Source organism: Roseovarius atlanticus, from assembly GCF_001441615.1.
GTDB lineage: Bacteria > Pseudomonadota > Alphaproteobacteria > Rhodobacterales > Rhodobacteraceae > Roseovarius > Roseovarius atlanticus.
Window position 1 is genome coordinate 55,240 of record NZ_LAXJ01000026.1, and the last position, 20,005, is coordinate 75,244.

Annotated in this window: 17 protein-coding genes; 5 read left to right on the forward strand and 12 right to left on the reverse strand. The window is 63.8% G+C overall.

Features of this window, described 5'->3' with window-relative positions:
* Positions 1 to 6: 6 nt before the first annotated feature.
* The 9 genes from XM53_RS19095 to argE form a co-directional block, all read right to left on the reverse strand.
* The gene (locus XM53_RS19095; protein WP_057796264.1) at positions 7 to 1,671 is read right to left on the reverse strand and encodes an ABC transporter ATP-binding protein; all 1,665 of its coding nucleotides are present in this window, start codon (positions 1,669 to 1,671) and stop codon (positions 7 to 9) included.
* Entirely contained in the window at positions 1,671 to 2,537 is an 867-nt protein-coding gene (locus XM53_RS19100) for an ABC transporter permease (protein WP_057796266.1), read from the reverse strand. Before XM53_RS19100 ends, XM53_RS19095 begins: the two co-directional genes overlap by 1 nt.
* A complete protein-coding gene (locus XM53_RS19105) occupies positions 2,537 to 3,496 on the reverse strand; it encodes an ABC transporter permease (RefSeq protein WP_057796268.1) in 960 nt (319 codons plus the stop codon). The genes XM53_RS19100 and XM53_RS19105 overlap by 1 nt, the downstream gene beginning before the upstream one ends.
* A 75-nt stretch (positions 3,497 to 3,571) precedes the next feature.
* A complete protein-coding gene (locus XM53_RS19110) occupies positions 3,572 to 5,185 on the reverse strand; it encodes an ABC transporter substrate-binding protein (RefSeq protein ID WP_057796270.1) in 1,614 nt (537 codons plus the stop codon).
* Positions 5,186 to 5,273: 88 nt separating this feature from the next.
* Positions 5,274 to 6,005 (reverse strand): HAD-IA family hydrolase, encoded by a 732-nt coding sequence (locus tag XM53_RS19115; protein WP_057796272.1) that lies wholly within the window; start codon positions 6,003 to 6,005, stop codon positions 5,274 to 5,276.
* 168 nt (positions 6,006 to 6,173) lie between these two features.
* Entirely contained in the window at positions 6,174 to 7,085 is a 912-nt protein-coding gene (locus XM53_RS19120; protein WP_057796274.1) for a 2-hydroxyacid dehydrogenase, read from the reverse strand.
* Entirely contained in the window at positions 7,082 to 8,461 is a 1,380-nt protein-coding gene (locus XM53_RS19125; RefSeq protein WP_057796276.1) for an aspartate aminotransferase family protein, read from the reverse strand. Before XM53_RS19125 ends, XM53_RS19120 begins: the two co-directional genes overlap by 4 nt.
* 12 nt (positions 8,462 to 8,473) lie before the next feature.
* Positions 8,474 to 9,313, reverse strand: coding sequence for a GNAT family N-acetyltransferase (locus tag XM53_RS19130; protein ID WP_057796278.1), 840 nt, complete (start codon positions 9,311 to 9,313; stop codon positions 8,474 to 8,476).
* 124 nt (positions 9,314 to 9,437) lie between these two features.
* Entirely contained in the window at positions 9,438 to 10,562 is a 1,125-nt protein-coding gene (argE, locus tag XM53_RS19135) for an acetylornithine deacetylase (protein ID WP_057796281.1), read from the reverse strand.
* 216 nt (positions 10,563 to 10,778) lie between these two features.
* On the opposite strand from argE, the gene XM53_RS19140 reads away from it, so the two are divergent.
* Complete coding sequence (locus XM53_RS19140) at positions 10,779 to 11,444, forward strand: haloacid dehalogenase type II (protein WP_057796283.1); 666 nt, start codon at positions 10,779 to 10,781, stop codon at positions 11,442 to 11,444.
* A 17-nt stretch (positions 11,445 to 11,461) separates the two neighbouring features.
* A complete protein-coding gene (locus XM53_RS19145; protein ID WP_057796285.1) occupies positions 11,462 to 12,751 on the forward strand; it encodes an NAD(P)/FAD-dependent oxidoreductase in 1,290 nt (429 codons plus the stop codon).
* Between the two features lie 13 nt (positions 12,752 to 12,764).
* Here XM53_RS19145 and XM53_RS19150 read toward each other — a convergent pair whose 3' ends face one another.
* Complete coding sequence (locus XM53_RS19150) at positions 12,765 to 13,694, reverse strand: GNAT family N-acetyltransferase (protein ID WP_144435615.1); 930 nt, start codon at positions 13,692 to 13,694, stop codon at positions 12,765 to 12,767.
* 232 nt (positions 13,695 to 13,926) lie between these two features.
* Here XM53_RS19150 and XM53_RS19155 point away from each other — a divergent pair, with 232 nt between their 5' ends.
* The 3 genes from XM53_RS19155 (at position 13,927) to XM53_RS19165 (ending at position 18,125) form a co-directional block, all read left to right on the forward strand.
* On the forward strand, positions 13,927 to 15,963 hold the full coding sequence (locus XM53_RS19155) for an NADH:flavin oxidoreductase (protein WP_057796289.1): 2,037 nt from the start codon (positions 13,927 to 13,929) through the stop codon (positions 15,961 to 15,963).
* A 225-nt stretch (positions 15,964 to 16,188) separates the two neighbouring features.
* Positions 16,189 to 17,403 (forward strand): CaiB/BaiF CoA transferase family protein, encoded by a 1,215-nt coding sequence (locus XM53_RS19160; protein WP_057796291.1) that lies wholly within the window; start codon positions 16,189 to 16,191, stop codon positions 17,401 to 17,403.
* Complete coding sequence (locus XM53_RS19165) at positions 17,400 to 18,125, forward strand: glutathione binding-like protein (protein WP_057796293.1); 726 nt, start codon at positions 17,400 to 17,402, stop codon at positions 18,123 to 18,125. The genes XM53_RS19160 and XM53_RS19165 overlap by 4 nt, the downstream gene beginning before the upstream one ends.
* 77 nt (positions 18,126 to 18,202) lie before the next feature.
* Here the strand turns inward: XM53_RS19165 and XM53_RS19170 are convergent, their stop codons facing one another.
* Both XM53_RS19170 and XM53_RS19175 read right to left on the reverse strand, forming a co-directional pair.
* On the reverse strand, positions 18,203 to 19,012 hold the full coding sequence (locus XM53_RS19170; RefSeq protein WP_057796295.1) for a metallophosphoesterase family protein: 810 nt from the start codon (positions 19,010 to 19,012) through the stop codon (positions 18,203 to 18,205).
* Complete coding sequence (locus XM53_RS19175; protein WP_057796297.1) at positions 19,009 to 19,926, reverse strand: diacylglycerol/lipid kinase family protein; 918 nt, start codon at positions 19,924 to 19,926, stop codon at positions 19,009 to 19,011. The genes XM53_RS19170 and XM53_RS19175 overlap by 4 nt, the downstream gene beginning before the upstream one ends.
* Positions 19,927 to 20,005 lie beyond the last annotated feature (79 nt).

Here is a 20,005-nt window from a genome sequence, read left to right on the forward strand (position 1 = left end):
CCCGCGCTATCGGTCCGAAAATGCCGCCAGCAGTTCCGGGTCCTGCTCCAGCCCGGCCAGCCATCCGGTATCCAGCTGCGGAACCGAAGAGACCAGCAGACGCGAATAGGCATGTGTGGCCTCGTCTGACATGCGCGCCGCCGGCAGCGCCTCGACGACCTCGCCCTTGTACATCACCAGAACGTCATCGCAGATCGCCTCGACCGTCGACAGGTCGTGGCTGATGAACATGTAGCTAAGGCCCAACTCCTGTTGCAGTTCCTTCAGCAGGTCCAGAATCGCGGCGGCAACGACCGTGTCCAGCGCCGAGGTGATCTCGTCACACAGGATCAGTTCAGGCTCGGCCGCCAGCGCGCGCGCCAGGTTTACACGCTGTTTCTGCCCGCCCGACAGTTCCGACGGCAGGCGATGCCGCAGAGCCGGAGGCAAGTGGACCATGTTCAAGAGTTCGATCACGCGCTTCTCGCAGGCCTCGCCGCGCAGGCCCTTGTAGAACTTCAGAGGCCGCGCGATGATCGCGCCGACAGAATGCGCCGGATTGAGCGCCGTATCGGCCAATTGAAAGACGATCTGCGCACGGCGCAATTCCTGCTTGCTGCGCTTGCCCAGCGACGGGTCCAGCACCTTCCCGTCCAACAGCACCTCGCCGCGATAGGCCGGCAGAATTCCGGCGACGGCTCGAGCCAGCGTTGACTTGCCAGAGCCGGACTCGCCGATCACGCCCAGATTCCGGCCGCGATACAACTCGAAATTCACGTCGCGCATCACCTTGGCCAGAGGCTCACCATCCTTCATCGGGCCGTACCCTGCGCACAGGTTCCGAACTTCCAGGATCGGGGTCTCCTTCTCGGGTTCGACCTGGGCGACGGGCTCGTGCGGTACCGGGTCGAAGGCCGCCAGCAATTCCTTGGTATAGGGGTGCTTCGGCGCTTTCAGAATCTGCTCGGTCGTGCCCTGCTCCTGGATCTCGCCGTTTTTCAGTACCACGATCCGGTCCGCGATCTGCGCCACAACGGCAAGGTCATGGCTTACATAGACACCGGCCATCCCGCCGTCTTTCATCACCCGTTTGAACGCGCGAAGCACCTCGATCTGCGTGGTGACATCTAGCGCCGTCGTCGGTTCGTCGAAAATGACCAGTTCCGGATCGCCGATCAGGGCCATGGCCGCCGACAGACGTTGAAGCTGCCCCCCCGACACCTGGTGCGGATACCGGTCACCAATCGTGTCGGGATCGGGCAGGGCCAGCGCACGAAAGAGCGACCGCGCGCGCTCCCGCGCCTTTTCGAGCGGCATCATGTCGTGGATGCGGGCCGCCTCCACCACCTGATCCATGATCCGCTTTGACGGGTTGAACGCCGCCGCCGCGGATTGAGGAACATACGATACGTCCGATCCGCGCAGCCGCGCCCGTTTGCGTTCGCTCATGCCGGTGATGTCGTGCTGGCCCACGCGAATGGTGCCGCCCTTGATGTCGCAGCCGCGGCGCGTATGGCCCATCAGCGACAGCGCAATCGTCGTCTTGCCCGACCCGGATTCGCCGATCAGCGCCAGCATCTCACCCGGCGCAATGTCGAAATCCACGCCGCGGATGATCTCGACATTCCGGCCCGAGTCGGTCACCGCGCCGATATGCAGGTCGCGGACGGAAACAAGTGGAGTATCTGTCATCAGTCTGCCCTGTCTCTGATCTTGGTGGGAAGGTTGTCGATGAACATGTTCACCGAGATGGTCAGCGACGCGATGGCGATGCAGGGAAAGATCACCGCCGGCGCCCCAAGGCTCAGCCCCTCGATATTCTCGCGCACCAGTGCGCCCCAGTCGGCATAGGGCGGCTGAACGCCCAGGCCAAGGAACGACAGACCGGACAGGACCAGAACGATAAAGACGAACCGAAGGCCCAGGTCCGCCAGCACCGGCCCCAGGATGTTGGGAAAGATCTCGCGCGCGATCATGTAGGGCGTGCCTTCGCCCCTTGCCCGCGCCACGGTGACGAAATCCATCGTGTTGATATTGACCGCCAGCGCCCGCGCAAACCGGTACGAACCGGGCATGTAGATCGCCGCCAGCGTCAGGATCAGAACCGGAATCGAGGAGCCCACAGCAGCTACGACAACAAGGCCGAAAAGCAGCGAGGGGATGCCGTTGAACGCATCCAGCAGCCGCGACAGCAGCGTGTCGAACCAGCCACCGATGACCGCCGCGATCATGCCCAAAATCACACCGATCGAACAGGCCAGCGTCACCGCCGCCAATGCAATCCCCACCGTGTAGCGTGCGCCCATCAGAACGCGCGAGAAGATGTCCCGTCCCAGATAATCCGTGCCCATCCAATGCGCCGCGCTAACGCCGCTGAAATAGTCCCAGTCGACGATCTCACCCACCGGGTAAGGGGTGATCCAATTGCCGACCAGCGCGACGATCGCCCAGAACAGGATGATCGCGGCGCCGATCCTGCCCACCCAGCCAAAGCTGTAGCCCATGTTTGCGGGCGTCGGCAGGCGGAATTTGCGGGAAGAGCCGTTGGTTGTCGTCATCACTGGCGTAGCCTTGGGTTCGAGAGGATTGCGACCATGTCCGCCAGCGTGATCAGCGTCAGGTAGCTGACGCAAAAGACCATCGCGCAGGACTGGATCAGTGGCAGGTCCCGGGTCGAGACGGCATCTACCATCAGCTTGGCAACTCCGGGATAGTTGAAGACGGTCTCGACGATGATCACCCCACCCACGAGATACGAGAGCGACAGCGCCACCGCGTTGGCAATGGGACCCAGCGCGTTCGGCAGGGCATGGACAAGCACCATGCGCTGGCGCGAGGCGCCTTTCAGCAGCGCCATCTCGACATACGGCGTCTCGATCGTCTCGATCACGGCAGCCCGGGTCATGCGGATCATTTGCGCCGACACGACGAAACTCAGGGTGATCACCGGCATCGCATAGGCCCGCAACATCGCGCCGATGCTGTCGACATTTACGCCATAGCTCAGCGCCGGCAGCCAGTCGAGCCAGACGGCAAAGACCAGAACGGCCAGCGTCGCCACCATGAACTCGGGCACCGAGATGACCGAAATCGTGGCGACCGAAACCGCCCGGTCCAGCCAAGAGCCGCGATACATCGCGGCGACGATCCCCAGGGTCAGCGCCACCGGCACGCAGATCGCCGTCACGATCCCGGCCAGCCGCAGCGAATTCTGCAAACGCCCGCCCAACAGCTCGGCCACGTCGATGCCATTGACGTAAGAACGTCCCATGTCGCCGGTGGCAAGCCCCGCCAACCAGCCCAGGAACCTCTGCAGCGCCGGCTCGTCAAGCCCCATCGCCTCGCGCAGGCCTGCCACCGCCTCCGGGGTCGCCGCCTGGCCCAGCAGGATTTGCGCCACGTCACCCGGCAGCATTTCCGTGGCAAAGAACACCGCAAAAGACACGATGATCAGCGTCAGAAACGCAATACCCAGCCGTTTGCCGACAAGGATCCATGTTGTGGTCGAGCGGAGCATCAGACGCCTCGCGTATCAAAAATGAAAGTGGCCCGCGCATGATACCACGCGCGGGCGTTTGGTTCAGCCGGGGCCTCAGGCGTCCAGCCAGACGTATTCAGCAAAGGCATAGCCCATCTGCCCGCCCAGCGGGTTCGGACGCATTCCCTTCAGCTCCTTGGCCATGCCATCGACGTTCGAGATGTAGGTCGGGATGATCGTACCGGCCTCGTTGGCCACCATCTCCTGCATCTCCCAATACATGTCGGTCCGCTTGGTCTCGTCCAGCAGCCCGCGCGCCTCGACCAACATGCTGTCGAACTTGTCGGACTTGTACTGGCTTTCGTTCCACGGCGCCTCGGAGTGATACAGCAGCGAGAACAGGATGTCCGGCGTCGGTCGCGGGTTGATGTTGCCGAAATGGACCGGCGACTTCAGCCAGTAGTTCGACCAATAGCCGTCTGAGGGCACACGCTGCACGTCAAAGGTCATGCCGATTTCTGCCCCGGCCTGTTGCACCACGGTCGCCATGTCGATCGACGCGTTGGCGGCGTCGGATGCCACAATCGGAATGGTCTGCCCCAGCAGTCCGGCTTTTTCGAACAGCGCCTTGGCCTTTTCGGGATCGTATGCTTTGGGCTGCAACTCGCTGTTGTGATAGCGGTTGGCGGGCGAAACCGGCTGGTCGTTGCCGATCTCGGCCATGCCACGCAGAACCGATTTCTGGATCTGCTCGCGGCGCACAAGGTGCTTCATGCCTTCGATGAACCCGGCCTTCGCACCCGGGTCCAGGTCCAGACGGATGTTGAGGTTGGTATAGTTACCGGAGGTGCTGATCATCGTTTCGACGTTCGGCTGGCCTTCCATCATCCGCAAGGACCGCGCGTTGACCGCCGCGGCCAGGTGGATGTCCCCGGACAAAAGCGCGTTGACGCGGGCATTGTTGTCGGGAATGGCGAAGTATTCAAAGCTGTCCAGGTAGGGCCCGCTTTCCTTGAAGTAATCCGGGTTCTTTACCAGGATCGACCGGACACCCGGCTCGAATTCCTCTACCTTGAACGCGCCGGTGCCGTTGCCCTTGGCGAAATCCGTGGTGCCGTCTGCCACGATCATGAAGTGGTGCAGCGACAGGATTGTGGGCAGGTCGGCGTTGGGTTCCGACAGAACGATTTTCACGTTCAGATCGTCCACCGCCTCGATCTCGGCCATCTGCGACGCGATCGAGTTCACCTTGGAGCCCACATCGGGATCCAGATGGCGCTTCAGCGTAAAGACCACATCGGCAGAGCTCAGCGTCTTGCCGTCGTGGAAGGTGACGCCAGGCCGCAGCTTGACGTTCCAGGTCTTGGCGTCGTCCGAGTCGACCGCCTCGGCCAGTTCCATCTCGACCTCGCCCGCCTCGTTCAGGAACGTCAGGCGATTGTAGATCGCGCAGCAGCGCGTGTAGTCGGTGGACAACGACGCTTTCGCCGGATCAAGCGTATCGGCGGTCGAAGCCGACCAGCCCGCGGCCTTGAGGTGGCCACCGGTCTTGGGCGTCTGGGCCACGGCGCGGCTTGCACTCATCAGCAGACTGCCGCCGGCGCCAACGGCGATACCCGAGCCCATGAGCATCTTCAGCAAATCACGGCGCGATGCACCACGGCGGATGGCACTCTCGACCATCGCGTCGTCGCGCGCGGTCCAGTTGGTAGGTTTGGAGTGGGTCATGTTCTGTCTTCCCTGTTGTTTTATCGGTTTCTGGTTCAGTGAAGCCCCTGCCCGGCTCTCTCGACCGGTTCGGAGCAGGAAGCCGGGCCTAGGGTCCGGCGTCGCGGGCGACCGCATCGGCCAGCTCGCCAAGCGACTTGAAATGGTAATCGGGTTCGGTAAAGGACTCGGGCGCGATCGTGCCGCCATATCCCGCCTGGCCGTGCCGCCGCTCGATCCATGCATTCGTCATGCCAAGCTGACGCGAAACGCCGATATCGTGATATTGGCTTTGCGCCGTATGCAGGATACCGCCCGTCGTGCCGCCTTTTTCTTCCACGAAGGCAAAGACCTTGTGAAAGAAGGCGGGATCGGGCTTTTCGGTGCCGGTGTCGTCGGTGGTGAAACTGGCCCAAAACGGATGCCCCAGCTTCGCCTCGTATTTCTCGAAGGCCCAGCGCCGGGCGTTTGTCATGGCGATCAGCCGAAAGCGCGCGGCCAGACTTTCAAGCGCCTCGACACTGTCGGCGAATGGCTCTGCCTCGCCCACCGCCTCGATCACGCGGCTGCGCAATTCGGGCGTGTCGGGCAGACCGAATTTGGCGGCAATACCGGCATAGCAACGGCCCAGGTCATCCGGGAACAGTCCCGCCTCGGGGGCGCGCCGCGCCGCCCCGTACAGCGACAGAACCTCTTCGCGATCAAGCTGAACGCCAGCCTCGGACGCGATACTCTCGATCGCTCCGATGATCGCCGATTCAAAGTCGATCAAGGTGCCGACCACGTCGAAGCTGACGTAGCTGAAGGCGCTCAAGGGCTTTGTCGCTGTGGTCTGGGTCATGGGAACCTTTTCTTTCCTTGCCGCGCCGCAACTTGAAGGCACGGCGCACCCTATCATTCGATATTCGCCGGACCGGCAAAGACTGTGACATCGAAATTTGCCGAAGATGCAGCAGAATCTTTCGTTCTGCCCGAGTGCGCAGTGCGAAATGCCGTGCCTTTCATGCGCTCAGTATCCCTTCTTTTGGTGAACCAGACCGGGCAGAGGCTGGCCATCCCGACAAGCGCGAATGACCGCCAGTGCGTGGTGCGCTCCTTCTTCGGCATCCGTTTGCCCGGCGATGTGCGGTGTGACGATGACCCTCGGATCGCGCCACGCCCAATGGTCATTCGGCAGCGGCTCGGGCTCAGTCACGTCAAGCATCGCCCCCCGCAATTGCCCGCTATCCAAAGCGCCGCGCATCGCCTCCATATCCAGTTGCGCACCGCGCCCCGCCTGGACAAGCGACGCGCCTCGGGGCAGCATCCCGAATACACGCCCCGATAAAAGCCCCCGCGTTTCATCGGTCAGCGGCAGCAGACAGATCAGCATGTCGGTCCGCGCCAGGAACGGCTCCAGATCATCCTCGCCATAAACCTCGATGCCAGGCACGGGCGCGCCCGACCTGCTCCACCCCGCGACGTCAAAGCCAAGCGGCGTCATGACGTCCGCAACCGCGCGGCCGATCCGCCCCAGCCCCATGATACCGACACGGCCGCTGCTGGCGGCCTTGGGCGGATGGGCGCACCAGTCTCCGTCGGCCGCTTGCGTAAGATAGCGCGGCATGTCCCGGAAGAGCATCAGGCTCGCCATCAGGACCCAGTCGCGCACCATCTCGTCGACGCTGGACGCAAAAGTGCGCACAAGGCTCACGCCCTGCGGCAGCGCCGGCATCTGGTCGACACCTGCGCCGGTGCTGATGACGGTTTTCAGGTTGGGATAGCGCCCAAGGTCTTCGGGCGGGTTCCAGCAGGCGATATGCACGATGGCGTCGGGGTCCGCCACGGCGTCTTCGCCGAACACCATGCGCTCCCCCGCCTCTTCGAAAACTTGGCTCCAGACCCGTCCCCGCTCTGTCGGCCCGATCAACAACAAGGTCATACGCGCAGCGCCTCGCGGATCTCGGGATCTTCCAACGTCAGGTCCAGCACCCGGCGCGTACGGTCGATGATCTCGTCGATCTCGGCGTCGGTACAGCACAGTGGCGGGGCAAAACCCAGGATGCCCTGCGCAAACGCACGCACGATCAAACCGTTCTCGTAGGCGCGGTCGAACAGCCGCGTACCACCCTCCAGCGCCGCTGCGGGCAGCGGTGTCTTCTTGTCCTCGTCGGTGACAAGTTCCACCGCCGCGAGCATCCCGCGACCGCGGACATCGCCCACAAGCGGATGGTCCGATAGGCCTGCCAGCCCCGCCTGCAGGCGCGCGCCCTGGCGACGACCGTTGTCCAGCAACCCGCCCTCGTAAAGCTTCAGCACCTCCAGCCCGACCGCCGCCGACACAGGATGACCCGAGTAGGTAAACCCGTGCCCGATCAGCTTCTGGCCCGCGCCTTCGCCGATCGTTTGGTAGACGTGATCGCGCATGAACACCGCCCCCATGGGCGCGTAGCCCGAGGTCAGCCCCTTGGCGACCGTCATCAGGTCAGGCACGATCCCTTCCTCTTCGCTGGCGAAAAGTGGTCCGGTCCGGCCGAATCCGGTAATCACCTCGTCCGCCACGAACAGGATGCCAAGCTCGGTGCAGACCTCGCGCATCGCCTTGATCCAGCCCTTGGGCGGCACCAGGACCCCGCCCGACCCCTGGATCGGCTCGACGAAAAACGCGGCGACGCGCTCGGGGCCAAGCTCCTCGGCCTTGGCACGCAGGGCCGCCGTCGACGCCGCGATGATCCCGGCCTCGTCCGACCCAACCGGATTGCGATAAGCATAATGCGACGGAATCTTGTGCTGCCAGTCATAGGGCACGCCGAAGCCCTCGTGAAAGACCGGCAGCGCCGTCAGCCCCGCACCCGCCGATGTCGAACCGTGAAACCCCTGCGCGACCGAGATGAACTGATCCCGCTCCGGCTGGCCTTTCGAGTGCCAGTAATAGCGTATGAACCGCACGGCGCTGTCCACCGCGTCGGATCCGCCAAGGGTAAAATAGACATGGTCCAGATCTCCCGGCGCGCGTTCGGCCAGTTCTGCGGCCAGCCGGATCGGCGCCTCGGCGCCCAAACCGAAATACCCTGTGGCATAGGGCAGTTCCCGCATCTGCGCCATGGCGGCCTCGACCACGCTTTCCTGCCCATAGCCGGCATTGACGCACCACAGACCGGCAAAGCCGTCGATCAGTTCATGACCTTCGTTGTCGGTCACCCGCGCCCCTTGCGCGGATCGCATGACGCGCACACCGCGCGCCTCGTGCCCGTGAAACGAGGAAAGGGGGTGCACAAGGTGCCGGCGGTCGAGTTCGACAAGGGAATTTGTAAGCATGATCTTCTCCGATTATCCAAGCGCCTGGGATACAAGCGCGTATGTCGTATAGCTTCCGGACTTGGCCGGCTCAGGGTCGAGAACCATCGCGGTCCCTCCGCCAACATGCGCAAGCCCCAGCGCCTCGACGAATTCCGACAGTCCGGCGCTCTCGGGCAGGTCGATGCGCAGAAACTGGCCCGCACACCTGTGCGCGGCCGCGGCGATCAGCGCGCGCGCTACGGCCGGATCGTTCGCCACCACGGGTCCGACGACGTGACCGCGCCCGAACTCGCGCAAAAACGCAAAGCCGCCCTCGGCCAAAAGCACCTGCCCCTGCGCCGCGATCCGCTCCAGCAGGCCCTGCCGCTCAAGCCCGCAGGCTTCACGATCCATGTCCGCAAGACGGCCGATATCGTCCACTGTGCCATCGCAAACTTCACGTTCCGGCGCGGCCGTGCGCGCTATGCCCTGGTGCTGCCGGATTTCATGCGTGGATACAAAGCCAAGCTTTTCGTACAGCGGCAGACCGTCGCGCGTTGCCACCAGACGCATTTCGCCGCCCGCCCCAAGTGCCATGACGGCGTCCATGAGCCGCCGGCCAAGGCCACGCCCGCGCATCGCCTCGTCGACGATGATCATGTTGATCAGCGAGACCGTTCCGAACCGGCTGCAACAGGCGGTTCCCCTGACCACGTCCCCTCGGGTCGCGACAACCCCTTCCGAGACGGTCAGGGCAAGGTCCCAATCCTCCTTCCGGTGCGGCCAGCCGACCTGGCGCGAAAGGGCCAGCGCACCGGCTACATGCTCCGCGCCAAGCGACCGGATTTCGAGTTTTTCTGCGGGTTGCGTTGGCGCGGATGCCTGGGACATGGGCTTACTCTTGCTGATTTCCCTGCACCCTAGGCCGCGCGTACCGGCATGTTTCGCCTGATGCGAAATACGACCGGCTGTTTTCTGTCGCCTGTCGCAGGCTTCGCCGCATGAAATGCCGCCGCTAAGCGGCGCAGCGGCGGCCCAGCGCCAGAATCATCTCGTGGCAGGCGTGCAGCTCGGGCAGTGTCAGATATTCCTCTGGCCGGTGCGCGCGCGCGATGTCGCCCGGTCCACATATAATTGCTGGAATGCCTGCCTGCTGAAACAGGCCGGCCTCGGTCCCGAAACTGACGGCCCCGATGGGCGCAAAGCCCGACATCTCCGCCATCAGAGCTGCCAGCGGGTCATCCTCATCCAGCGCAAGCGGCGGATAGCTCGACAGCCATTCGGTGGCGACACACTCCCTTTCCGCCGCTTCTATCACTGGGGCCAGCAGCGTCCTGGGTTCGGTGCCGGCGATGGCACGGGCCTCGATTTCGGCTTCCGCCCGCTCCGGAATGATATTGAGCGCCTGACCGCCTGCCACGGTGCCGATCTGAAGGCTGGACCACGGCGGTGCAAAGCGGTCGTCCCGCGGCCCGCCGGCTTCAAGCGCCTGCGCCTGCGCCTGAGCCGCGGCCAGCACCGGCAGCAGCGCGTGGATCGCGTTCGTTCCAAGATCTGGCCGCGAACTGTGACCCGCGACGCCTCTCGACCGCAGGCGTAGCGCGGCCTTGCCCTTGTGCGCCAACACGGGCACCAACCCGGTGGGCTCACCCACGATGCAGCCAAGCGGCGGCGCGCAAAGCTCGGGCATTGTCGCGATCATGTGCGGCACGCCCTTGCACCCGGCCTCCTCGTCATAGGACAGTGCAATGTGGATCGGAACGGCAGGCGTCATTTTGGCCAGATCCGGCGCGGCCGCCAAGACCGCCGCCACGAACCCTTTCATGTCGCACGCACCCCGTCCAATCAGCCGGTCATCCTGACGGCGCAAGGTGAACGGATCGGCCTGCCATTCCGGCTCACCCGCCGGCACCACATCCACGTGTCCCGACAGAACGTATCCCGGTTGCTCCGAGTCTCCTATCGTGGCGAAAAGATTGGCCCTGTCGCCCTCCGGCCCCACCAGAACGCGGCAGGATATACCGTGACCGTCCAACCAATCCGCTACGGCATGGATCAGCGACAGATTCGGACGCCCTACGACTGTCTCGTGACCAACGAGTTCATCCAACATCTCTTCGGGTACGTCCGAAAATGGCATTGCGTATCAAACCCCTTGTTCCTGTCTTCAATCCTGCATAGCCCATCCTGCCACGAAAAGACCGGTGCCTGTCATCGCATCGCCGCGGCACCACGGCACCTTTTGCCGCCTCCCGCCCGATCAACGCGATATCCTGCGGCGCGCGCCGGAAACCCGGCAATCCATTCCGTCCGGATGCGGCGAGGATAACGAAAACCGGAACCCTTGGAGACCCCTATGCCCGTCACCCCCAAATTTATCACTTTCGACTGCCACGGCACCATGATCTTCTTCGACATGGGCCAGGCCGCACGCGACCACTACGAAAAGGTGCTCTCGCCCGAAGGTATGGAGATCTTCATCCGCGATTTCAGCGCCTACCGCCTCGACGAGGTGCTGGGCGCCTGGAAACCCTATGCCGAGGTCGTGCACAATTCGCTCGAACGCACCTGCAAACGCAACAACGTAGCGTTCGATCCCGCTGTCGCCGCCGAAATCTACGAGCGCGTGCCCACCTGGGGCCCGCATCCCGACGTCACCGCCGGGCTTTCCAAAATCGCCGGCAAGATCCCCCTCGTTGCTCTGACCAACGCGATGAACAGCCAGATCCCGCACAACATCGCCAATCTCGGCGTGCCCATCACGCATGTGTTCACCGCCGAGGATGCGCAGGCCTACAAACCCCGGATGCAGGCCTTCGAGTACATGTTCGACCAGCTGGGCTGCGGCCCCGAGGATGTTCTGCACGTCTCCTCAAGTTTCCGCTACGACCTGATGACGGCACATGATCTTGGCATCACGCACAAAGCCTGGGTCAATCGTGGCCACGAACCGGCCAATCCCTATTATGGCTACACCGAGATTCCGGACATCTCGAAACTGCCCGCACTGGTCGGGCTTTGACGCACGCGGTGAACGATATGAAATACACCTCCTACTGGCTCGACACCGCCCCGCCCTTCGATGGTGGTTGCGAAGGCCCGGTCGAAGGCCAGTTCGACGTCGCCATCATCGGTGGCGGCTTCACCGGTCTCAGCGCCGCGCTGCGCTTGGCGCGCGCGGGCGTGTCGGTGGCCCTGCTCGAGGCGGTGCATGTGGGCGCGGGCGGCTCGGGCCGCAACGGCGGGCATCTTAACAACGGCCTCTCGCATGGCTATGCCGCTGCCAAGGCGCATCTGGGCGCAACCCGCGCCCACGCGCTTTACAAGGCCTATGACCAGTCGATCGACATGATCGAGGATATCATCGCCGAGGAACGCATCGCCTGCGATTTCCGCCGCTCGGGCAAGCTCAAGCTTGCCTCGAAACCCGGCCACGTCGCCGGCCTGCGCGCCAATTGCGAGCTCATCGCTCGCGAGGTCGACCCCGAGGCGCGCTGGCTCGAACCTTCGGACCTGAAGGGCGAGATCGGCTCACGCGCCTTCCACGGCGCCACGCTTCAGCCGAAATCGGCGATGATGCATATGGGCCGCTATGTCGCCGGCCTGGCCCGCGCCGCCTCCGGCCATGGCGCACGTATCTGGGAAGGCGCGCCGGTGACAGACCGGCGCAAGGTAAATGGAAGCTGGCGGCTTGATACACCGCGCGGTGCCCTTCGGGCGGAGCGGGTCATCGCCGCGACCGACGCCTATTCCGGTGTCCACCGCGGCGCCCCGCTCGCACCCTTCCGCAAACGTATTATCGCGGTCGGCTCATTCATCGTGGCCACGCGCCCGCTCGACGACGCGGAAGTCGCGGCAACCATGCCGGGAAACCGCACTTGCGTGACCTCCATGAACATCGGCAATTACTTTCGCCTGTCGCCCGACAACCGCCTGATCTTCGGCGGGCGGGCGCGGTTCTCGGCCACGTCCGACCAGCGGTCCGACGCCAGGTCCGGCGCCATCCTGCGCGCCGGCATGGCGCAGATCTTTCCGCATATCGCCGATGTGCCGATCGACTACTGCTGGGGCGGGCTCGTGGGCATGACCAAGGACAGGCTGCCCCGCGCCGGCGAGATGGACGGCATGATCTACGGCATGGGCTATTCAGGCCACGGCGCGCAGATGTCCACCCTTGTGGGCGCATCGCTCGCAGACCTTGCCATGGGGCGCGAGGGTATGAACCCGCTGGCGGGACTCGACTGGCCGACCGTACCGGGCTATTCGGGCCGACCGTGGTTCCTGCCTTTGGTCGGCATGTGGTTTTCTCTCAAGGATCGCCTGACCTGATCGCGGACCGCGCTCAGCCCAACGAATGGGCGGCCAGCCCGAACATGCGCGGTCCGTCCAGCGGACGGCGCTGGCGCCCCAGATACATTTCGGTGACCGTGTCGTAGACGCCCATACCGATGGCCGACAGGAAGGCATTGAATTTCTCGCTGTCCTCCGGCGTGTCCAGCCGCACGAATTCGCCCTCACTGCGTTTGATAAGCGGGGCGGCCAGCATCATCGCGATGTCCTCGGTCTCGGCGACCACAGGTCCGACAACCCAGCCACGCCCGAAACGGCGGCGCAGCGCGAAACCACAGATCGTGCCGTCGCGCTCGACGACCATGCCGTCGGAAAGGCGCAGCATCTCCCGCAGGGTTTTGTCCCGCGCAGCACCATACGCATGCGTATCCAATGCCGTGATTGCTGCGGTATCCTCCGACTCCAGCGCACGCGCCGTGACGCCCGGCACAGCATCGGGCACCTGCACCCGACGCGTAATGCCCTGGTGCTGCCAGATTGTCGTCAGCGGGACAAAGCCCGCCTCCTTGTAGAGCCTGTACCCCTGGCGCGTGGCGCTCAGTCGCAAATCCATCTTCGGGCATTCGTTCATCACCCGGCGCAACAGCCAGCGCCCCGTGCCCATCGTCTGAAGCCGCGGCGCGGTGACCATCATGCCCAGCATGGCAAAATCTGGCTCCGCGCGAAAACACATGGCAGATCCCATCGCGCGGCCGATCTCGTCCACGGCCAGATATCCCTCGCCCAGCGAGATGAAGACATCCAGGTCCCGCCAGCGATGGGGCCAGAAGACCCCCACCGTCAGCTCATGCAAAAGCGCACGGTCGGCCAGCCCGATCCGATGCGCGGTCGCCACGAACTTGTCCACGCGAAAGCTGTCCTCCACAGTCATGGTCCCCGCGGACACCGCGCCATTTCCGGGCTTGCCTAGCTGTTTCACCATGCGTTCGCACATCCCTTTTCTGCCGCGGCAAGGGCCGTCGGATTCTGCCGCACCAGGTCGGATACCTCTTCCTACATAGTATCGACCAATCGTCACGGTTTTTTCTGCGGTTTCCGCCTCGGATACCACAGCATATGCGCTTTGTAATTTGCAAAGCTGCCCACGAGCCCCGACCCGGCGACCCGGACCGCGCCGGTACGAAGCGACTGCCAATCGAAGGAAACCAGTACCGATGCGTGACGATCCCCTGATGCAGCCCTTTCAGATTGGCCCCCTGAAGCTCAGGAATCGCCTACTGATAACCGGACACGAGCCCGGCTATTCCGAGGACGGGCTGCCCAAGGACCGCTACCGCGCCTATCACGTCGCGCGCGCCCGCGGCGGGGTGGCGCTGACGATGACGATCGGCTCTGCCGCGGTCGCGCCCGACAGCGCCCCTAGCTCCGGCGGCGTGCAGGCCTATCGCGACGAGATCGTGCCGCATATGCGCGCACTGGCCGACGAATGCCACGATCATGGCTGCGCTGTCATGATCCAGCTAACGCATCACGGCCGGCGCACCCGCTGGGATCGTGGCGACTGGCTGCCGACCGTATCTTCCACGCACGATCGCGAGGTCGCGCATCGACACGCCGCCAAGCTGGCCGAGGATTGGGATATCGCCCGCATCATCGACGACTATGCCACCGCCGCGGAACGGATGCGCGACGCCGGCCTCGACGGGCTCGAATTTCTCGCCACCGGCCACCTGCTGGATCAGTTCTGGTCGCCGCGCTCCAACCATCTCGACGCGCCCTACGGCGGTTCGCTCGAAAACCGCATGAGGCTCGCGATGGAGGTCCTGACAGAGACCCGCCGCCGCGTCGGTCCGGACTTCCTTCTGGGGCTGCGCTATGCCGGGGACGAAATGCGCGCCGACGGGGTCGATGCCGAAGAAGGGATGGAGATATCTCGCCGGCTGCGCGACAGCGGCCTCGTGGACTTTCTCAACGTGACCCGCGGCCATATCGACACCGATGGCGGGCTGACCGACATGATCCCGGTGCACGGAATGCGCAGCGCGCCGCATCTCGACGCCGCGGCCAGCCTGCGCAAGGCGACCGGAATGCCCGTCTTTCACGCCGCCAAAGTGGCCGATGTGGCCACCGCCCGGCACGCCATCGCCTCCGGCATGGTCGACATGATCGGCATGACCCGCGCACATCTCGCGGAGCCGGATATCGGTCGGTTGATCGCGGCCGGCCAAGAGGACCGCATTCGTCCGTGCGTCGGGGCCAATTTCTGTCTCGACCGCCGGTTTCAGGGGGCCGCCGCGCTCTGCGCCCACAACCCCTCGACCGGGCGCGAAAGCGAACAGCCCAACCGGATCGAACGGGCCGAAACATCCCGCCGCGTACTTGTGATCGGCGCCGGCCCCGCCGGACTGGAGGCGGCGCGCGTCGCCGCGCTGCGCGGCCACCAGGTCGAATTGCACGAAGCCGCCAACGATCCCGGCGGACAGGTGCGCCTTCTGGCCCAGTCGCCGCGACGGCGCGAGATCCTGTCGCTGATCGGCTGGCGCATGACCGAATGCGAACGCTTGGGCGTGCGGTTCCACTTCAACAGCTATGCCGAGGCGGGCACCGTGACCGACGCAGGCGCGGATCTGGTGATTGTCGCCACCGGCGGCCTGCCGCACGATGCGCCGCTGACCTCTGGTCAGGACCTGACCGTGTCCAGCTGGGACATTCTCTCAGGCGACGCCCAGCCGGGCCGGAACGTGCTCGTATTCGACAACGCGGGCGACGCGGCAGGTCTTCAGGCAGCCGAAATGATCGCGGCCACCGGCGCCCGGGTCGAGATCGTCAGCCCCGAGCGCGCGCTGTCCGCCGAAGTGATGCCGATGACCCTGACGCCCTTCCTGCGCGAAATGCAGGGGCGCGACGTGACCTTCACCGTCACCTGGCGCCTGAATGCGATAGAGCGTGCCGGCAACCAACTCGTGGCAAGGCTCGGCAGCGACTACAGCGGTGCGCAGTCCAGTCGCGAGGTGGACCAGGTGGTGGTCAACAATGGCACGGTTCCGCTCGACGATGTCTATTTCGACCTGAAACCCCTGTCGCGCAATCTGGGCGAGGTCGACCGCGACGCGCTGCTGGCCGGGCACCCCCAGACCATCATCCGCAACGCGCAGGCCGGGTTCTCGCTCTTCAGGATCGGCGACGCCGTGGCCTCGCGCAATATCCATGCGGCGGTTTTCGATGCCCTCAGGCTCTTGCGCACCTGCTGAAGCACGCACGGCCACGCCTTACGCGCATCCGCGACCGACCTGTATTTGCAGGTTCGTATGGCAAAGCGTGCGAGACAGGTCACGACCAGCAGTCATGCCGCACCCGTACCCGAGACACGATTGCGGCATGGTGCGTCTGCCTTGTCGCTGTAAATGTCGATGTAGGCGCGGTATCACTTCGCGCTATGTCCACAGGTCAACAATCAAGTAACGGAGGCCGACCACATGCCAGGACCGCTCAAAGGGTTTCGGGTGATCGACCTGACAACCATGATCTCCGGCCCGCTGGCCACCATGACCCTCGCGGACCAGGGCGCTGATGTGATCAAGATAGAGCATCCCGCAGGTGGCGATCACAGCCGCCAGGTCACCGGTCGGCGCGGCGGGTTTTCGGCCTCGTTCCTGAACAATAACCGAGGCAAGAAGTCGGTGACGCTGAACCTCAAGGACAAGCGCGGCGTCGACGCCGCCCTAAGGCTGTGCGAAACGGCGGACGTCTTCGTTCAGAACTTCAGACCCGGCGTCGCCGAGAGGATCGGCCTGGGCGAAGCAGCCGTGCGGGCCGTATGCCCCGATATCATATACACCTCCATATCGGGGTTCGGGTTCGAGGGCGACTGGGCCGGCAAACCTGTCTATGACCCGCTCATCCAGGCGCTCTCCGGGCTGGCCAGCGTCCAAGGCGGCGCCGATGACGCGCGACCTCGGCTTGTGCGCACGATCCTGCCCGACAAACTGACCGCAATCCAGGCGGCCCAAAGCATCACCGCGGCCCTGCTCGCCCGCGCCCGCACCGGCCAGGGCAGCCACGTCCAGATCTCCATGCTGGATACGGTTCTTGCCTTTCTGTGGAGTTCGGACATGGCAGGCTACACATTTGTCGGCGACGAGGTGACGCCGGACCAGAGTGGCACCGCGCAGACCTTCGTCGAGTTGATCTACCAGACTGCCGATGGCTGGATGGCCGTTTCGGCCCATACGGACAGCACCTGGGCAGGCCTGGCCGCCGCCGTTGAAAGGCCGGACTGGCTGGACGACCCGCGTTTCGCGACCGTTGCCGCGCGTGAAGAAAACAAACCTGCCCGTCTGGAACTGACGCAGGAAGCTTTGTTGCAGGACACGACAGACAGCTGGATGCAGCGGCTCGGCGCCCAAGACGTGCCTTGCGCGCCGGTCCTGACCCGCGCCGAAGTCTACGCGCACCCGCAGGTCGTCGCCAACGGCATCGTTGTGGAACAGAACCATCCTCAGGCCGGCCCTCTGCGGCAGGCAAGGACACCCGCGCGCTTTTCCGGCACCCCCACCGACACCCCCTCGCCCGCCCGGCGGCTTGGCGAAGACACGCGCGCCGTGCTGGCAGAGGCCGGCTTTGAAGCGGCCGAGATCGACGAGTTGATCGCGTCCGGCGCCGCGACGGATACACAGGACAGCAAAGAATGATTGATCTTTACTACGCCCCCACGCCCAATGGATGGAAGGCGGCCATCATGCTCGAGGAGACAGGCCTAGAATATCGCCCGATCCTTATGCGCCTCAGCGAAGGGGACCAGTTCACCCCCGAATTCATGAAGATCAGCCCCAACGCGAAGATGCCGGCCATTGTCGATCACGCCCCAGCGGAGGAGTGGGGCGACGGACCCGTATCCATCTTCGAGTCAGGCGCGATCTTGCTGTATCTTGCCGACAAGACGCGCCGGTTCGCCCCGCCGGAAAATGATCGCAGAGGCCGCAAGGAACTGATGGAGTGGCTCTTTTGGCAGGTCGGCAATCAGGGCCCGATGGGCGGGCAGCTCAGCCATTTCCGTAATTACGCTCCGCAGGACGAACGCGACTACGGCTTCAAGCGGTACTTGGGCGAATACGACCGCAACCTCGGCGTGCTCGAAGCGCGGCTGGAAACACGAGACTACATCCTCGGCGACTATTCCATCGCGGACATGCTGGCATTCCCCTGGGCCTTCATCGCCAAGCCACTCGGCGCTTCGCTTGACGATTTCCCACGCGTGGCAGACTGGCGCGCACGGATCAAGGAAAGGCCGGCAGTGCAACGCGCCATCGACCTGCACAAGTCCGAACAGAATGGCGGGCGACACCGGGTCGACAACAACACAATCCTGTTCAACCAATCCGCGGCGTCCTTCAAACCCAAATCCGGCAACTAAAGTGTCTCGCGATAAGCTGTGATTCAGGTTTGCCGCGAAACACTTTTGGCACGGGCGCAAGGATGCACTCGCGCCCCTCATCGCTCTATTTGCGCGCCCTGTCTTTCCCAGCCGTGACCGCCGATCTTGTACCGGGTGCGTCCGGAATCGTGGAAGGTGCCATTCTCGGCCACCATCCGCGTCACGGTCACGTCTTCGCCACTGCAATCCAGCACAGCAAAATCGTTCGGATGGCCGCGCCGGCGGGTGGAAAGACCGGTACCACAATGCAGCTGCAAGGTCATGTTCGCGCCCTTTCGACGCACGAAAGGTTCAACCAGCCACTGGTGAAGATGCCCCGACATGATGACGTGAGGCCCGCAACGGGCCCAGTGTTCCAGCGCCTCCGAGGCACCAATCATCAGATCCTTTTCCACATCCGGGGCATGGTGAAACGGATGATGTGCGGCGATCACGGTCAGACCGCCCTGATGCGACGAGATTGCCTCTCCCACTCTGTGCACATCGTTTTCACCCACGCGCCCCCGCTGGTGTGCCCACGGGTCTGTCGTGTTCAGGCCAACGACCTTGACGTCGCCCAAATCGACGCAGGGTTCAAGCTCTGGACAAATCCAGCGCCTGTAGCGCCGAAACGGGTCCAAAGCCCTCAAAAGCAGGTTGTAAAGCGGAATGTCGTGATTGCCCGGCACACCCAGCCACGGCCGACCCAGCGAATTCATGAAGTCGGCGGCGGGTCGAAACTGCGACGCACGCGCGCGCTGAACGAAATCACCGGCCATGATAACCAGATCGGGCGCCGCTGTTTCTATCGCCGTCCTGAGCGGATCCAGAAGGTCCGGGTCTTCCCTGCCGAAATGCAGGTCGCTGATCTGTACCAGGCGGATCATTCCGCCGCGTCCGCCTGGCTGGTGGCCTCGGGCAGGCGTACGAAAATGGCGTTCTTCAGAATACTGAACTCGAACGGCCCTTTCATCCGCCTGCGCTCTCCGTCCAGCGCGACATCTCGGGCAGACCTCCTGGTCTCCACAGTTGCGCGTTCGCCGGTCAGCAAGGTAAAGTCCCGACCTTTGCGCACGTCGTGCAGCGCGACCAGCAATGCCTTCCAGATCAGCATGAAGCGGCCGACATCCGGCGCCAGCAATATCGCGAACTTGCCGTTCCTGACCGCGTCGGCGCCCTCGATCTCGAATTCATCCATTTGATAGGCACTCATCGCGACGAACATCGTCGGCGCCTTTGCGCTTTGCAACCTGCCGTCGACCTCGATGCGCATGGTCAGCGGGCGATAAACGGTCACCATCGCCACAAGCACCGACCAATAGGCCGCAAGCCGTGATCGTCCCCAGCGCTGATAGATGCTCTCTCGCTGCTTCAGAATGGCAGGATAAAGTCCGATACTGGCGTTGTTGATAAAGATGTGTCCATTCACACAGCCAAGGTCGATCGGCTCCTTGCGCTCTCCACAGATCGCCTCGACCGCCTCTTCGACGTCCTCGGGGATGCCAAAGCGCCGCGCGAAATAGTTGAACGTGCCGAACGGAAGGACACCAAGGTCGACCCCGCTTTCCGACAGCGCCCCGGCAACGGCGCAGATGGTTCCGTCTCCGCCCGCCGCGACAACGCATTCGACTCCAGGCTCGTCGATCGCCGTCGCCACCTTCGCCGCTATATCGTCACCGCCTTTTACAGGCACGATGCTTACCTGCACGCCGCGCGCCTCGAACAAGCGTTCAAGCGTGTCTGCGCCGGGGTTGTCGTCACCTTTCCCGGACTCGGTATTGAGAATAACTACATAAGACATGCAGGCTTTCGCGCGTGTTGGTCGGTTCCATTTCCCGGGATTCACATCCACAGGTCATCAGAACACATAACTGCCCAGA

What these genes read in the sequence shown, in the direction of transcription:
- XM53_RS19095 (WP_057796264.1), bottom strand. Translation starts at nt 1,671, where the DNA reads ATGACAGATACTCCACTTGTTTCCGTCCGCGACCTGCATATCGGCGCG.
- XM53_RS19100 (WP_057796266.1), bottom strand. Translation starts at nt 2,537, where the DNA reads ATGACGACAACCAACGGCTCTTCCCGCAAATTCCGCCTGCCGACGCCC.
- XM53_RS19105 (WP_057796268.1), bottom strand. Translation starts at nt 3,496, where the DNA reads ATGCTCCGCTCGACCACAACATGGATCCTTGTCGGCAAACGGCTGGGT.
- XM53_RS19110 (WP_057796270.1), bottom strand. Translation starts at nt 5,185, where the DNA reads ATGACCCACTCCAAACCTACCAACTGGACCGCGCGCGACGACGCGATG.
- XM53_RS19115 (WP_057796272.1), bottom strand. Translation starts at nt 6,005, where the DNA reads ATGACCCAGACCACAGCGACAAAGCCCTTGAGCGCCTTCAGCTACGTC.
- XM53_RS19120 (WP_057796274.1), bottom strand. Translation starts at nt 7,085, where the DNA reads ATGACCTTGTTGTTGATCGGGCCGACAGAGCGGGGACGGGTCTGGAGC.
- XM53_RS19125 (WP_057796276.1), bottom strand. Translation starts at nt 8,461, where the DNA reads ATGCTTACAAATTCCCTTGTCGAACTCGACCGCCGGCACCTTGTGCAC.
- XM53_RS19130 (WP_057796278.1), bottom strand. Translation starts at nt 9,313, where the DNA reads ATGTCCCAGGCATCCGCGCCAACGCAACCCGCAGAAAAACTCGAAATC.
- argE (WP_057796281.1), bottom strand. Translation starts at nt 10,562, where the DNA reads ATGCCATTTTCGGACGTACCCGAAGAGATGTTGGATGAACTCGTTGGT.
- XM53_RS19140 (WP_057796283.1), top strand. Translation starts at nt 10,779, where the DNA reads ATGCCCGTCACCCCCAAATTTATCACTTTCGACTGCCACGGCACCATG.
- XM53_RS19145 (WP_057796285.1), top strand. Translation starts at nt 11,462, where the DNA reads ATGAAATACACCTCCTACTGGCTCGACACCGCCCCGCCCTTCGATGGT.
- XM53_RS19150 (WP_144435615.1), bottom strand. Translation starts at nt 13,694, where the DNA reads ATGGTGAAACAGCTAGGCAAGCCCGGAAATGGCGCGGTGTCCGCGGGG.
- XM53_RS19155 (WP_057796289.1), top strand. Translation starts at nt 13,927, where the DNA reads ATGCGTGACGATCCCCTGATGCAGCCCTTTCAGATTGGCCCCCTGAAG.
- XM53_RS19160 (WP_057796291.1), top strand. Translation starts at nt 16,189, where the DNA reads ATGCCAGGACCGCTCAAAGGGTTTCGGGTGATCGACCTGACAACCATG.
- XM53_RS19165 (WP_057796293.1), top strand. Translation starts at nt 17,400, where the DNA reads ATGATTGATCTTTACTACGCCCCCACGCCCAATGGATGGAAGGCGGCC.
- XM53_RS19170 (WP_057796295.1), bottom strand. Translation starts at nt 19,012, where the DNA reads ATGATCCGCCTGGTACAGATCAGCGACCTGCATTTCGGCAGGGAAGAC.
- XM53_RS19175 (WP_057796297.1), bottom strand. Translation starts at nt 19,926, where the DNA reads ATGTCTTATGTAGTTATTCTCAATACCGAGTCCGGGAAAGGTGACGAC.